Raw genomic sequence first — 14,288 nt, forward strand, 5'->3', positions numbered from 1 at the left:
CCGCTAGAAGGTCTCGATGATCGGACCGAACAGGCGGTCCTCGTTCTTCGGGGGTTCCGGCGTCGGGGGCGGCTTCTGGTCGTTCGAGGCCTCGGCGTCGTCGACTTCCTCCGGCGGAAGCGGCTTCCAGTCGATCGCGTTGGCGAAGTCCTCGAACATTCTCGTGTTCGTTTCCTCGACACTGCTCAGGACCGACGCGGCGCTCGCGGCGACGGACGACATCTGCCCGATGACGCCGGGCGTGTCACCCAGCGGCTGGATTTTCTGCCCGAAGAGGCGCTTCTGGACCTGGTCGAGCTTGTCCTGGAGGTCCTTGGCCGCATCCGCCGAGTCTCCGATCCACGACAACTTGAGCCCGTCCCAGATCTGGGCGATCGTGTCGAACGCGCCCGCGATGGCGTCCAGCTTCGCCGGGACGCTCCCGTAGGAGTACCCGTCGCCTGACCCGGACGCGTCGATGTTGCGCAACGGGTTCTTGATGAGCGTGTCGGTGTCGTCGCCGGTGGGGATGTGCAGGGTGCCGTCGCCGTCGGTCCACGGCCCGCGGGGCGGGACGTTGACACCCAGGTTGATCCTGCTGCCGCCCGGGCCGTGGTCCGGCACGACGACGTCGAACGACCGGCGGTAGAACGTGGCCTCGTAGACATCGATCGGGTACATGCTGATGACCTGCCCGCCGTCGTAGTTCGCGGGCGCACCTTCCTGCGGGTTTGGGGCCACGAGTCTCTCCCGGCAGGCATCGGAGTCTACGTACCAGCCGACCGTAGCAGCGGCACCAAGGACAATCGTCAGCCTCGGATCGGTGCACGCCACGAGTCCTGGAAAACGGGACGTTGGCCGGACGCGCCGGCGTTGGTAATAGTCGACGAATGGCGGACGAGACCCTCCAGGACCCCGGCCAGACGGGCTACGGTGACGAATACCTCACCGAGAGCGACTTCAAGCTGCCCACGGTGACGGTGGCCGACGGCTTCGACCCCGACAGCCTGGACATGACCCTGTCGCTGACCGGCGACAACGTGATCAAGCTGTCCGACGAGGCGCCCGGTTCCGGGCCCGAGCCGGACGTGCCCACGACGTCCTACCTCAGGGTGCGACCCAGCGACATCAAGGATCTGGAAAAGACCATCATGATCGAGCTGGACAGACAGGTCGGCGACTACCCCGCCTTCAAGGACCTCATCCTGAACACCGCGGGCTGGATATTCCTGGTCTCCGATCCGGAGGAGATGAAGCCGTACACGGCGACCGCGAACGGTCAGGAGGGGGGTAGCTACGGCGCCCCGTACAACCCGGAGAGGGAAGCGCAGTTCAAGGACCCGAACCCGGAATCCACCCAGGCGGTCGTGGACAGTCAGAACGCCCTCGTCCGAGCCGTCGCCGACGCCTACCAACTGGTCGGCCAGATGACCGCGGTGCTCAACAACGCGGCCCAGAACTACGTCCACGCCGACAAGGTCGTCTTCGAGGACGGCACGAACGTCGACGACGTCCTGAAGCCGCCCACGCCCAGTTACCCCGTCGACTGACGATGGCCACCGAGACCCTCGCGGACGGCACGGTCGTCGAATACGCCGACGACGGATCGGTGCTCCGGCAGACCTCTCCGGACGGCTCCGTCTACAGCGGCTTCGACGCCGACGGTCGCGCACACCACCTGGAGATCCCCGGCTCGGCGGGTCAGCCGGCGAGGTCGGCGGCCATCACCTACGACGGTGACCACACCATCTACACGTACACCGACCGGTCGATCGTCACCTACGACGGCAGTGGCGCGGTCCTTGAGGAGCGGACCGCCGACGGCAGCGTCTACACCAGGTTCGACGCCGACGGCAAACCCCATCACGTCGACATTCCCGCGAAGGACGGCACCCCGGCCAGCTCCGCCGACATCGCCTACCACGGCGGCGACACGGTCTACACGTACGCCGACGGAACCGCTGTCACCTTCGACAGCGCCGGAACGATCCGGGAGGAGAAGACCGCCGACGGCAGCGAATACACCGAGTTCGACGCCGCGGGGCGACCGCACCACATCGAGATCCCGGCCGGAAACGGCGACCCGGCCTCGTCGGCCTCGATCGCGTACGACAACCCCTACACGATCTACACCTACGCCGACAAGACGGTGCTGAAGTTCCAGACCAGCAACAACGAGTTGGTCAGCCAGACGATGCCGGACGGCACCGTCTACACGAGGTTCGACGCGAGTAACCGGCCACAGCACGTCGACGTGCCGCCGTTCGCAGGAAAGCCGGCCACCTCGGCCGACATCGCGTACGGCGACGGCACGGTCATCTACACCTACGCCGACGGAACCGTGCTCACCTACGACGAGGCGACCAACGAGCTGATCACGCAGAGGACGGCGGACGGTCTCGTCTACTCGCAGTTCGAGGACGACAAGCCGCGGCACGTCGAGATTCCGCCGACCGACGGCAGGCCGGCCACCTCGGCCGACATCAGTTACGTCGACGGCCACACCGTCTACGCGTACGCGGACGGGTCGGTCGTCACCTACGGCGCGGACGGCACGACGGTCCTCAGCGAGAAACTGCCCGACGGCACCGTCTACAGCGAGTTCGAGGGCGGAAAGCCGCATCACGTGGAGATGCCGGCGGCCAACGGCAATGCTCCGACCTCGGCCGACATCACGTACGACGGCGGCAACACGATCTACACCTACCCGGACGACACGGTTGTCACCTACGGACCGGACGGCACGACGATCCTCAGCGAGAGGATGCCGAACGGGATGGTCTTCACCCGCTTCGACGCCGAGGGCAACCCGCACCACATCGAGATCCCGCCGATCGACGGGAAGCCGCCCACGTCGGCGGACATCAGCTACGACGGCGGCAACACGATCTACACGTACCCCGACAGGACGGTCGTCACCTACGGGCCGGACGGCAGCACGGTCCTCAGCGAGAAGATGCCCGACGGGACCGTCTACAGCCGGTTCGACGCCGACGGCAACCCGCAGCACGTCGAGATTCCCGCGCAGGACGGACGGCCCGCCACCTCGGCCGAGATCACGCACGACGGTGGCCAGGCGACCTACACCTACCCGGACGGTACGCGCGTCACCTTCGACTCGGCGTCCGGCGAGCTGGTCAAGCAGCAGATGCCGGACAACTGGACGATCTTCTACACCGACGGCAAGCCGACGAGCGGGTCCAACTCGTCCAGTGGTGAGACGGTCACCATCACGTCGGACGGTAAGGGCGGATCGATCTGGACGTACTCCGACGGCGGCCCGAAGATCTGGGCGGACGCCGACGGCAAGCCGTACAAGGAGGTGGCCAACGACTGGACGTTCACGACGTTCGACTCCCAGGGGCGGCCGATCGACGGCTATCTCCGTGATCGGGACGGCTCGATCACCACCGTGCACGTCGACTACGACGTCAACGGCGCCGGTGACACGAAATGGATCTACACCCACGACGGCGAGACCACGACCGTCATCATGAACCCGGACGGTGTCCCGCTCTCCCAGACCAACCCGAACGGCGTTACGTTCACCTACGAGGTCGGGATGCGGGAACTGCTCGAGGCGATCCAGAAGGTGTCCGACCAACGCGACATCATCAACGAGAACCTGCGGGCGATCGGCAACCAGTTCCTGACCATCCACGGCACCCTCTGGCGCAGCCCGGGCAGCGACCACTTCCACGGGCACGTCGACGACTTCATGAATCTGTCGCGGAGCGTGGCGAGCGTGCTGTCCGAGGCGGTCCGGCGGATGCAGCTCTCGTACAACAACTATGTCGACGTGGAGAAGTCGGTGCTCACCACCCTGACGCCGATCCCGGTGGAGGGTTCCTCGACGACCGGCTATCCGGTGCAGTCATTCGATGTGCCGGAGTCCTATCTCAACCTCGGCCCCGGGCCCGCGGTGAACGTCCCAACGCGTACGACATCGTGACGGCCGTCCCCCGGCCCGGGCTGATCCGACGTCCACGTCCAGGGATGCCGGTGTCCCGGAAGCGGCCACTGTCGGACGCGGGCAACGACATGCGAGAGTCGGCGGCGTAGCCGGGGTCGCCCTCCAGGACCCGGACGAGACTTGGCGGGAGAGACCGATGGCGCAACCGATCGGTATTACCTTTCAGATGCTCCAGGAAGGCAACAAGGCGTGCCTGCAGACGGTGACCGACGTCAGCGGTGAGCTGGCCAGCATGCGCTCCTACGTGTCCGATCTGGCGGCGCAGTGGCTCGGTGCTTCCTCGAAGCAGTACCAGAACCTGATGAACGACTTCGACAGGTACGGCCAGATGCTGAACGACTCGCTGACCGGCATCGCGGACGGATTGCAGGGCAACTTCCACAATTACACCACCACCGAGGCGACCGTTGAGTCGCAGTTCAAGGACGTCAACGAAGCCATTCCCCAGGCGAATCTGAACTGACCGAGCGAGCCGACGGAGGACCACCATGACCGACCCCACGGGCAGCAACCTGCGGGTGCCGCCGGAGCTGGAGTCCGCCGGCAGCCGGATGGCGAGCTACGCGGAGACCATCGAGAGTCAGCTCATCGCGCTGCGCAACAAGCTGGACCCGTTGAAGGACTACTGGCAGGGCCCGGCGCAGTCCTACTACCAGGATCTCCAGCACGAGTGGAACGTGGCCGCCGACGGCCTGCTCGGGCCGAACGGCGTGTGCGGCGAGATCGCCTCCTCGCTGAACCTGGCCTGGAACAACTACACGGACTGCGAGTGGGCCAACGTGAAGACCTGGACCACCTCGGGCGGGCGCTGACCGCGGGCGGAGACGCCGGCCACACCCCCCGGCCGGCGTCTCCGCCCGCGGCTAGCGTCACGAGTCCGGGCATTCCAGGACCGCGGTGGCCACCGCGCTGATGTTCTCGAACTGACTCGGCTGTTCCCGGGCCAACTGGGAGAGCCGGTCGATCCAGCGGCGGCGCTCCTTCGTGGCGAGCCCGGGGAGCCTGCCGCGCAGCTTCCGGACGGCCTCCGTCGCCTGCTCCCTGGTGATCTCCCCGGTCATCAGCCGGCCGAGCGTCGTGGTGACCGTGTCGCTCACCTTGTCACCCAGCCCCGTGCCGGCCAGCGTGGCGAGGTGCGGCAACGCGTCCAGCACCCGTGCGGTGTTAGGTAGGCCGAGAACCGGGTCGAGCAGCGCGCCGTGCTCCCGATCGGCGGCGGCCAGATACCTCACGGTCTCGTCCAGCCGGTCCTGCCCGGCCAGGTGGAGGAGGGCTTCGTGCCCGGCGTACCCGCCGACCTGGGCGGCCCGCGCCGCGACCTCGGCGTGCTGGGCGACCAGTTCGGGCCCGGGGCTGGCGACCAGCGGCCGCAGGTCGGCGCTGAGCGGCTGGGACAGCAGCCTCGCCACGGCCGCCGTCGGTGCGGCGAGCGCGGCCCGGCGGCCCCGCCCGGCCGCTTCCAGCGCCTCGCCGGTAATCTCCTCGGCTGCCGGGCCGTGCGTCCCGCCCGGGTGGCGGACGGTCCACGGGATGCCCAGGAACAACGTGTCCCCGCCGGCCGCCCCCGGATCCTGCCGGAACAGCGACGCTCCGGCCCGGTCCAGGATCGGCAGCAGCGCGGCCGGCGTGGTCCGGGCAAGGTTCACCACCGCCGGCACCACGCCGTCCCAGCCGATCTGGTCGATCCGCCTCTCGGCCGCGGCGACCACCCCGTCGGCCAACGGTCGTCCGGGCGCCGCCGGGCGCAGCACGAGCACTGTCTGACCGGCCCCGGACGCGGCGAGGACCAGCCGCCGCAGATCGTCGGTGAGGGGGAGCCGGGCACCGACCGCCTCGACCGCGCGCCGGGCCCCGCCGGCGATCGTCCACTCCGCCAGGACGTCCACCGCGTCGCGGCCGAGCACGGACCACCCACCCGGGACCTCGCCCCGCAGCCTAACCATCGCCTCGGCGACGGTTAGGCCGGGCGGCGACGCGACGCGGACGGACGTGGCGCCCAGCGGGGGCCGGCCGGGAGCGGCCGTGGCCGGGTCGAGAACGGCCAGCGCGCCGGTTCCCGCGTGCCGGGTGATGAGGTACGGCTGGTCGTCGGCCAGGAGCAGGGCCACCGCCTCGGGCGTCAGGGCGGACAGGTGGGCGGGCACGGCGGCGTACCCGGGCACCCGGTCGGTGGCCGCCACCCCGAGCGCAGCCGCGGCGGCGTCTCCGACGGGCAGCGCGTGCGCCCGGATACCGGTCAGCACCTCCGCGAACGCCGCCGCGACGAGTGTCGGAGAAAGGTTGATCTGCGCGCCGCCGTCGGCCAGGACGATGCGGGCGCTCGGGTAGGGCTTGGTCAGCGCCTGCGCCACGACGGATTCGGGCAGGCTCGCGTACGGGTCGTCGACCAGCGGGTCGATCGGGTGGACCACTACCGAGACGGCGTTCCCGGCGGTGGCCGGATCGCCGTGGCCGTCCAGGTACTGCACGCCGTGCCCGGATGCCTGCGCGTCGACCGCGTCGCCGACCAGGTCGGTCAGCCACGCCTGGGTCGGCAGCCGGAGCTGGTCGGCACGTCGGGTCAGTTCGTGGAGCGTCAGGCCGGCGACGAGGTCGTGGGGCAACGCGATGACCATACGGTCGAGCGCCGCCCGGGGTTGCCGGGTGAGGAAGCCGGTCAGCCGTGTCCAGTCCAGCACCGCCTGTCCCGTCGGCACTACCGGCGCCAGCCCGCGCGCCGGTGGTGTCGCGTACGCCGCGGCGGTCGCCGCTGTATCTCCCGGGAGAACCGGCGCGCTGCCGATCAGCAGACCACCGGGGCCGAGGGCGGTCCGTCCGTCGGCGCAGAGTTCGGCGGGTGACAGTACAACCATGGGTAGCTGGATGGTCATCAGGTGCTCCCGCGAGCGGAGGTGAGCGGCACGTCGGGTAGGGACTGGACAGACCAACACGAGGTGAATAGAGTGTGGACAGTCCGAGCCCAGGGCGGGTCTCACCGCAGCCAGTTGCCGTCCGGGCATCATTCGGCATGGGCTGGTTTGCCGGTCAGCAGTTGCTGGCCAGCCTATCGGAGAAGACACGCAGCAGCGCCACGATCTCGGCGGGCAGATCCGCCTCCAGATCCTTCAGCCGCAGCAGCCACAGCCACTTGTCGGTAGCCGTGATCACACAGCCCGCGATGAGCGCCAGCGCCGCCCGATAGTTCTCGGCGGTCAGGTCGTCCGCCCGCTCCGGCGCGATATCGAGCAGCAGGCCCACCGCCCGCAACAGGATGGCGTCCGCCCGGCCGGTGTCGACCTCTGCGACGCCCGGGTCCGGCGGTGGCCCGTCGCGCGCCAGCCGTCCCTCGGCGAGAGCCGTGGCCTGCGCAACGGTGATCCGCCGGTCCACCATCGACCGCAGCAGCCGGGTGGTCGACTCGCCGCGCTGCCGCACGTCGGCCTTGGGGGTCAGATGGTCGAGCGCGACCGTCAGCTCGGGCCGGCCCGCCAGCTCCAGCACGACCTGATGGGCGCGCAGCTCCCGATTGCCCGGTTCGGCGCGCACGAGCCGGTCCAGCGCGTCGCGTACCTCCGGCGCGCGCAGATCCACGAGCTCCTCGCTCAGGTAGGCCAACGCCGCGGGCCAGTCCTTCGCGGCAAGCCACGTGGCCAGCTTCGGGGGCACCGGCGGGACGTCGAGTGGGACGAGGCGGCCGGCGGCCTGCTCGCTCACCGTCGGGCCGAGCGGCAGGAGCGGTCCCGGCGCAACACCGGGCGGCCCGGTGACCTGCCAGGCGGTGTCCATCCCGGCGCTCACGCCGGTGACCGTGACAACCCGGTAGGTCTCCAGCAGCCTGCTCAGTCCCTCGGCGGCGCCGGTCGTGTAGACCACCGGTTGCAGCTCGGCGGCGGCGTACCGGCGCAGGGCCGCGCCGAGCGCCCGCAGCTCGCCGCCGAGGGGCGAGCCGGTGGACACGTCAGTGGGGAGGTTCTCCCGCTGGGCGGCCCGCGCCTGCGCGGCCCGCTCGGCCGCAGCCCGCTCGGCGCGTTCGGCACGGGCCAGCGCGTCACCGTTGACCAGGATCGCCGGGGCGTCGCCGGCCTCCGCGGCGGCCAGCATCGCCCGGAGCGCCGCCTCGCGACCGGCCCATCCGGCCTCGTCGCCGATCACCAGGACGCCCTCGATGTCCCGTACCGCTCCCGGAGTCTTCAGCGCGTCGATGATCTGCGCGCGCAGCGAGGCGGTCGGGGGCGGCACGACGGTGGTCGTCGAGACCGCCGCCTCGCTGATCCGTTGCAGCACCGCGCCGGGAGCGGCCGGTTCCGGTACCTCGGTCGAGACCCCGATGTACGCGTGCCGGAACTCGTCGACCAGCCGCCAGTGCTCCTGGGCCAGCTCCCACCACGTCCGGCCGGCATCGTCCCAGGCGGTCAGCAGGCCGGGGAGCCGACTCTCGTGCGCGGCCCGGGCAGTCGGGTCGTCTCGGGCCGCCTGTGCGCTGTAGCGGGCGTCGTCCAACGCTTCGGCCGCCGAGGTGAACGCGTCTGCCGCCGCGGCCAGCCGTCCCTCCTGCTCGGCGACCGTCGCGAAGGCGGCGACGCGGCCCGGCTGCTCGGGGCCGGCGCGGTCCGGCGCGACCGGCAGGTGCATGGCGATGCGGGCGTCGTGCAGGCCCATTCGTAGCCGCACCATGCTCCGCTCGGCGGTGTCCGGACTGATCACCAGGCGCGGGCCGGAGAAGACGTCCCAGAGGTGCCGGGGCAGGGTGAGGGTGACGACGACCCGGCTCAGGTAGTCGACAGCGGCCGAGCGGCTCTCCGGTTTGACGTTGCCGAGCAGGCCGCCGGTGACCTTCTGCGTGTCGTCGAGGATGTGGGCGTCACCGGACACCGCGCCCGGGCCGCCCAGTCCGACGCCCTGGCCGGCGTCCTCGGCGTAGCCCCGACCGAACAGCACCCGTGGCGTCCGCAACGCCTGGTTCCGCTGGTTGGTGGTCGCGCTGACACCGCCGCTGTTCTGCCGCGCGTGTTCGCGGAACAGGCCCGAGCTGAGGCCGCCCAGCGAGGCGCTCTCCGGCAGCAGCCGGAGGTTGATGCCGATCTTCTGGCCGAAGATCTGCGTGCTGGTCACGGTGGGCAGGTCCAGGCCGTCCGCCGAGAGCATCTTCGGTACACCGGGCAGCAGCATCTCCGGCGTGATGCTCTCGTGGATCAGGTGGGTGGGGGCGTACCCGGGCTTCGCCAGCCTCCGGGCCTCCCCCTGCAACAGCGCGCCGACGGTGGCCTGGATGGCCGCGACCTGGGTCAGGTCCTCGGCGACGAACCGGGCCGGCAGAGGCAAGCCGTTGCTGAGCGACCATCCGGGCGGGAGTTGCGCCGGTGCCGCGACCCGGTAGTGGGCCGGGGCCCCGATGGTCGTGCCCGGCGCGTGGGCCAGACGCAGGTCGCCGGCCCAGCGGTCCTGGGTGACCTCGTCGTCCACCGTCAGCAGCGGATCGCCGATCTGCTCGCCCCTGTCGAAGACGACAAGCGAGAACCGGACGGGCGTGGTGAGCCGAGCCTTGACACCCCGGCCCGAGCTGAGGTCGCTGCGCAGGGTCTCGCTGCCGGCGCTGGCCGCGTTCGCCACCTGCCTGCTGTGCCCGACCGCGTCGCCGAGGCCCCCGGCGACGTTCTCGCCGCGGTGGTTGCTGATTCCCGTTCCGGACACGCCCGCCGTGATCGAGTGACCCTGCGCCCGCTGGACCTCGCGGCTCGTCTCCTCACCGGTGACGAACTTGACGTCCAGGTCGTCGTGGTCGGCGAGGAAGCCGTCCAGGCGCGGCGGTCCGAGCGGCGTGGCGATCAGCCGGACGTCCCGCGGGTGCTGGGTGAGCCGGCTCGGCTCGATGTGCAGGACGTCGGCGCCGCCGTCGGCCATCGACGGCAGGTGCCGGGTGATCCCCTCGGCGCTGGTCAGGTATCGCAGCCGCCGGCGGTTGAGCATGGGGTCGTGCAGACCGTCGGCGGTCAGCGACTCCGACAGCGTCCGGGCGGCTCTGATCGTCGATCGCCGCGCGCGGGCCTGCGCCCGGGACGTGCGGGCGGCCGCCCGGCCGTTCGCGTCCCAGAACATGATCGCGCTGGTCAGCGCGTCGGTCCAGCTGGTGCCGGGTGGGGGGTCGCGCGCGACGCGGGCGAGTTCACGGGCCACCCGGTCGCTCAGGTCGGGCGCGTCGCGCGGGTTCCAGATGCCCGAGCCCAGGCTGACGCCGTCGGTCAGTCGCACCCGTACCCGGGTCACCGGCTGCCACGGGGCGCCGGCCCGGCCGGAGTCGCCGTCGAGCCGGTCCAGGAGACCGAGCTCGTCCGCCATCCTGGCCGGCAGCCGGAGGTAGATCGCGTTGCGGACGGTGCCGTCGCGCCTCGCCCACTTGACGTGGTGCAGCCAGCTACCGGTACGCAGCGAGCTCGGCCACCACCGGTAGCGGTGCGGCTCGGTGGTGATCTCGGCGGCCACGCTCAGCCGCATGTCGAACCTGACCAGGTACGAACGCACAGCGGCCTTGCGGTTGTTGCGGTTGCGTTCGATCGCGCTGAAGACCGTACGGCCGGTCTGGGCGGACCGGGCCCACAGCAGCCGCTCGACCGCCCCCGCGAACAGGGTGCCGCCGCCGCTCGTGCTCGTCTCGACGCTGCCCGACTTCCGGACGTTGACACCGCCCACGGCTCGGGCGACGAGCTGCTGCTCGTTGGTACGGACGCTGTCGCGCTCGACCAAGCTGACGGTGGCCGTCTCGGTGGTGATCGTCCCGTACGCGGCGAGCACGTGCGCGTTGAACAGGGACGCGGCCATGGCCAGGTCGGTGGCGGCGCCGTGGTCGCCGGGCGTGAACTTGTCGAACTGCCAGTGCCCGCCGAGCATCGCGCGGACGGTCGCGGCCTGGACCTCGTCACCCAGCTCGCCGATCAGTCCGGCCCAGACCGGCATCCCGTCCCGCACCGCGTCGATCCCACGTAAACCGTGCAGTTTCGTGCGGGAGACCCGGCCCGTCGCGTAGCGCTGCAGATCGAGGAGGGCATCCTTGGCGAGGTCGATCAGGTGTGCGCCGGCCGGGAACGCCTCCACCGACAACCAGTCGGTGATCCGCACCGGGCCGCTCCCCGCGTCGGCCGGCGGGAGACCGTCCACCCAGTCGCGCAACGTCCCGAGCGGCAACCGTGTCCGCCGGTGCACGCCCAGCGGGTCCGGCCGCGGTTCGAACACGGCCGGGGCGTCGATCGCCTCGGCGAGTACGCTCGACCTGTCGAACAGCACCGTCACCGGTTTCGTCTCGACCATCCGGAAGCGGGTCATCGGCCGGCCGCTCGGCCCGGCCGTCCGCTCGGCGGTGACGACCCGGCTGGCGACGCCTGTCGACGGCCGCGGCAACCGCTGCCGGTAGACCCGGCCGATACGCAGGCGCGCGTGCCTGTCCCAGGCCACATGCCGGCTGTACGCGTAAACGTCGGCGGTCAGTTCGAGGTTGTTGCCGAAGGCGGCCGAGTCCGGGGTGCCGCCATGGAGGCGGATCTCCTGCCCGGCGCGACTCGCCCCGCCCCGCCGGCCGAGCCGGAACCGTCCCTCGGCGGATCCGCCCAGCGACAGCGCGGCCGTCACCGATCCGAGAAACCGTAGGATCGCGCCGCCCTCGAACGCGCCGATGATCCGGACCTGACGTCCCGCATCGACCTTGTACTGTTGGCCGTCGACCCGTACGGAGCGGACCGCGACCCCCTTCTCGACGCCCCGGTAGGTGAACGTCCCGGTGTAGCCCTCCCGTACGTGGATGACGATGTGTCGGCTGCCCCACTTCTTCGTCCGGGTCAGTTCGATGATCTGGCCGGCCTTCAGGCCGCTCCCCTGGCCCTGCCGCCGACCTGCCGGGGTGAGCACACGGTCCAGCATGGACTGGTTGTGCTGCCGCTCCAGGGCGGCGCGGCTGCTGTACATGTGGCGGATCCGGGTCGGCTCCTCGAAGCGGGGCAGGAAGCCGCCCTCGAAGCGGCGCAGGAATTCCTGCACATCCAGGGAGAACTGGAGGAATTGGCTGAGCCCCCGGGTCGTCGACCGGCCGCCGGTGAACGCGTACGGCGGGACGTGCGGGCCAGCGCCGGCCGGCTGCTCGGCTCCGGCGCCGGCCGCCCTCGGGTCCAGGTGCCGCAGGTCGGCCGTCGGCAGGTGGCCGAGCACGACCAGGCGCAGCGTGATCGGGCCGACCGCCCCGGTCGAGCCCATCCGGGTCATCGGCAGCTCGCGCAGGGCCGGGGTCAGCGTGACGTCGAACCGCAGCGCGACAAGTGTGTCCGGGATGTCCTTGAACTCGGTGCCGGAGCGGGACTGGCTGCTCGACGAGGCGGAGGCGGCCATGGACCGGACCAGGCCGCCGAAGACGCGGAACTGGACGTACCCGCCGATCAGGCCCCAGCGCAGCGGCACCACGGACACGCCACCGCCGACCCGGCTGGTGTGGGTGACCTTGCGCGTCGCGGACAGGCCCGGCTGCGTACGGAAGGAGGCCTTTTCGATGTCACCGATCGGCATGCCCGCCGGTACGGTCGCGGTCAGCTCGAGGCTGAGCGCGTGGGCGCCGTGGCGGCTGCGGACGGTCGGTGGGTGCGCGCCGCCGTCCAGGGACGGGATCAGCAGGCTCAGGATCGAGCGGCGGTCGAGCAGGTTGCGGACGTTGTTCGCGCCCATCGTGCCAGGCCGGACGGTCCTGGTGGGGCCGAGCCGGTTGACCAGCTCCTCCTGGACGTCGTGCCAGCCGGTCAGGCCGGTCCCGTCGTCGGCGACCTCGTCTGCGAAACCGGCCCGCAGGATGCGCCACGGCGTGAACTTCTCCACCAGCAGCGACGTCAGGTGGGCGCCGATCTCGAACTCCTGCTGCTGTCCCGGCGTGACGGCGGCGATGTCGTCGACCGCGCGGTAGTGCACGGTGGCCGTCACCGGGGTCCCCGGCGTGGCGTCCGGCGCCGTCACCGGTCCGCGGACGTCGGTGACCGACACCCGGAACGTGGTCGGCGCACTGACCAGGTGCGAGTAGCCGCCGCTGCGGATGTTGTGCGAACTGGTCAGCTTGGAACTCGCCTCGATCGACTCGATGGGTCGGGACAGCACGCTCTCGACAGCCACACCACCCCCGGGGCCGAGCCGGCCGGGCACCAGGGCACCGGCGCCGATCGAGCCGCTGACGCCCACCGTGGCGACCGATCTCTCGCCCAGGGCGGCGTCCAGTCGGGTGTCGTACTTGGCGTGGTCCTCCTCCTGCGGCACCCGCTCGGCGTTCGCGTCGTCCCGGTCCGGTCTGATCGTGACGCGGTGCCAGTGCAGGGTGCCGTCGCGGACGTCGAAGCTGCGCCCGTCCGGGAAGAACGACAGTGGGTCGTCCCGCAGTGCGGTGGTGAGCTCGGAGAGATCGGGATCGGTCAGCAGCGCACCCGGCAGTGCGTGCCGCCAGGTGGCATTCATCCGCCGGTTGACGGCCTCGCGGACGCTCGTGGTCAGCCCCTGCACCAGGTCGTCGAGGTCGGTGATCGAGTCGACCTCGTCGAGCAGCTCCGGCATGTCGGCGTACAGGCCGGGCAGGTGTGCCCGGTCGGGCTGCGCCGCCCCGGAATCGGAGGGCGCAACCGGGTCCGGTTCTCCCCCGGTCAGCCGCAGCAGGCTCTCGGTCGTGACCGGCATGGCGGTGGCGGTCAGCCCGGCAGGGTCGACGCCGTCCGGCGGGCCGTGCCGGACCAGGTGCACGGCGGCGGCGAGCGCCGGCTGCGGCACCGGCCGCCCGGCCAACCGGTCGAGCAGATCGCGCAGCCGGCGGGCGGGATCCGGCTCGGCGCCCCCGGCGATGTCCACCGCCACCCGGATCGCTTCGCGGGCAGCGACGTGAGCAGCCGGCAGCACCCGTACCGCGGTGGCGTCGGTCCAGCCGGTCTCCCGGCCCTGATCGTCGATCGGCACGAACCGGCCGTCCGGTATACCGTCGGGCGGGCCGGGAATCCGGCCGATCGGCACCTGCGCCTGGAGCCTGAAGACCTCGGCGTATCGCAGAGCGGGCGCCGGGTCGGTGGCCAGCGACTCGGCCACCGGCCCGTCCGACAGCGCGCCCGGCACCAGGACCAACTGCTGCCGGAACGCCTGTCCGTCGAGGAACCGCTGGGCCAGGGGCGAGAACGGCTCCTCCTCGAGCAGCACGACCAGCCGGGCATCGGCCGGCGTCGGCAGGTCGATCGCCCGCTGCAACTCGGCCGGGTGCTCGACCTGGGTCATCGACCGACCGGTCAGCACCAGGCCGCCGGCCGGCAACGGGATGACCTTGATGTCCGGACACCCGTCACGCCCGGGGGCCGTCATCGCC

Annotated in this window: 7 protein-coding genes; 4 read left to right on the top strand and 3 right to left on the bottom strand. The window is 71.1% G+C overall.

Translation table 11 applies throughout. The features are described 5' to 3' along the window. Nucleotides 1-3: 3 nt before the first annotated feature. Nucleotides 4-813, bottom strand: coding sequence for a hypothetical protein (locus tag O7617_RS00095; RefSeq protein ID WP_282260656.1), 810 nt, complete (start codon nucleotides 811-813; stop codon nucleotides 4-6). A gap of 56 nt (nucleotides 814-869) precedes the next feature. Here O7617_RS00095 and O7617_RS00100 point away from each other — a divergent pair, with 56 nt between their 5' ends. From O7617_RS00100 to O7617_RS00115, 4 genes are all read left to right on the top strand, one after another. Then, nucleotides 870-1,529, top strand: coding sequence for a hypothetical protein (locus tag O7617_RS00100; RefSeq protein ID WP_282260657.1), 660 nt, complete (start codon nucleotides 870-872; stop codon nucleotides 1,527-1,529). 2 nt (nucleotides 1,530-1,531) lie between these two features. Then, nucleotides 1,532-3,931, top strand: a complete 2,400-nt coding sequence (locus O7617_RS00105; RefSeq protein ID WP_282260658.1) for a hypothetical protein — start codon at nucleotides 1,532-1,534, stop codon at nucleotides 3,929-3,931. Between the two features lie 157 nt (nucleotides 3,932-4,088). After that, on the top strand, nucleotides 4,089-4,415 hold the full coding sequence (locus tag O7617_RS00110; protein ID WP_282260660.1) for a WXG100 family type VII secretion target: 327 nt from the start codon (nucleotides 4,089-4,091) through the stop codon (nucleotides 4,413-4,415). A 25-nt stretch (nucleotides 4,416-4,440) separates the two neighbouring features. Then, nucleotides 4,441-4,764: a WXG100 family type VII secretion target gene (locus O7617_RS00115; RefSeq protein WP_282260662.1), complete on the top strand. Its 324-nt coding sequence runs from the start codon at nucleotides 4,441-4,443 to the stop codon at nucleotides 4,762-4,764. A gap of 57 nt (nucleotides 4,765-4,821) precedes the next feature. On the opposite strand, the gene O7617_RS00120 is transcribed toward O7617_RS00115, so the two are convergent. Both O7617_RS00120 and O7617_RS00125 read right to left on the bottom strand, forming a co-directional pair. Beyond that, the gene (locus O7617_RS00120; protein WP_282260664.1) at nucleotides 4,822-6,804 is read right to left on the bottom strand and encodes a hypothetical protein; all 1,983 of its coding nucleotides are present in this window, start codon (nucleotides 6,802-6,804) and stop codon (nucleotides 4,822-4,824) included. Between the two features lie 172 nt (nucleotides 6,805-6,976). Continuing rightward, nucleotides 6,977-14,284, bottom strand: coding sequence for a hypothetical protein (locus O7617_RS00125; RefSeq protein ID WP_282260665.1), 7,308 nt, complete (start codon nucleotides 14,282-14,284; stop codon nucleotides 6,977-6,979). Nucleotides 14,285-14,288: the final 4 nt, after the last annotated feature.

Origin of the sequence: Micromonospora sp. WMMD1155, assembly GCF_029581275.1 — a bacterium.
Classification (GTDB): Bacteria; Actinomycetota; Actinomycetes; order Mycobacteriales; family Micromonosporaceae; genus Micromonospora.

What these genes read in the sequence shown, in the direction of transcription:
- O7617_RS00100 (WP_282260657.1), top strand. Translation starts at nt 870, where the DNA reads ATGGCGGACGAGACCCTCCAGGACCCCGGCCAGACGGGCTACGGTGAC.
- O7617_RS00110 (WP_282260660.1), top strand. Translation starts at nt 4,089, where the DNA reads ATGGCGCAACCGATCGGTATTACCTTTCAGATGCTCCAGGAAGGCAAC.
- O7617_RS00115 (WP_282260662.1), top strand. Translation starts at nt 4,441, where the DNA reads ATGACCGACCCCACGGGCAGCAACCTGCGGGTGCCGCCGGAGCTGGAG.
- O7617_RS00105 (WP_282260658.1), top strand. Translation starts at nt 1,532, where the DNA reads ATGGCCACCGAGACCCTCGCGGACGGCACGGTCGTCGAATACGCCGAC.
- O7617_RS00125 (WP_282260665.1), bottom strand. Translation starts at nt 14,284, where the DNA reads ATGACGGCCCCCGGGCGTGACGGGTGTCCGGACATCAAGGTCATCCCG.
- O7617_RS00120 (WP_282260664.1), bottom strand. Translation starts at nt 6,804, where the DNA reads ATGGTTGTACTGTCACCCGCCGAACTCTGCGCCGACGGACGGACCGCC.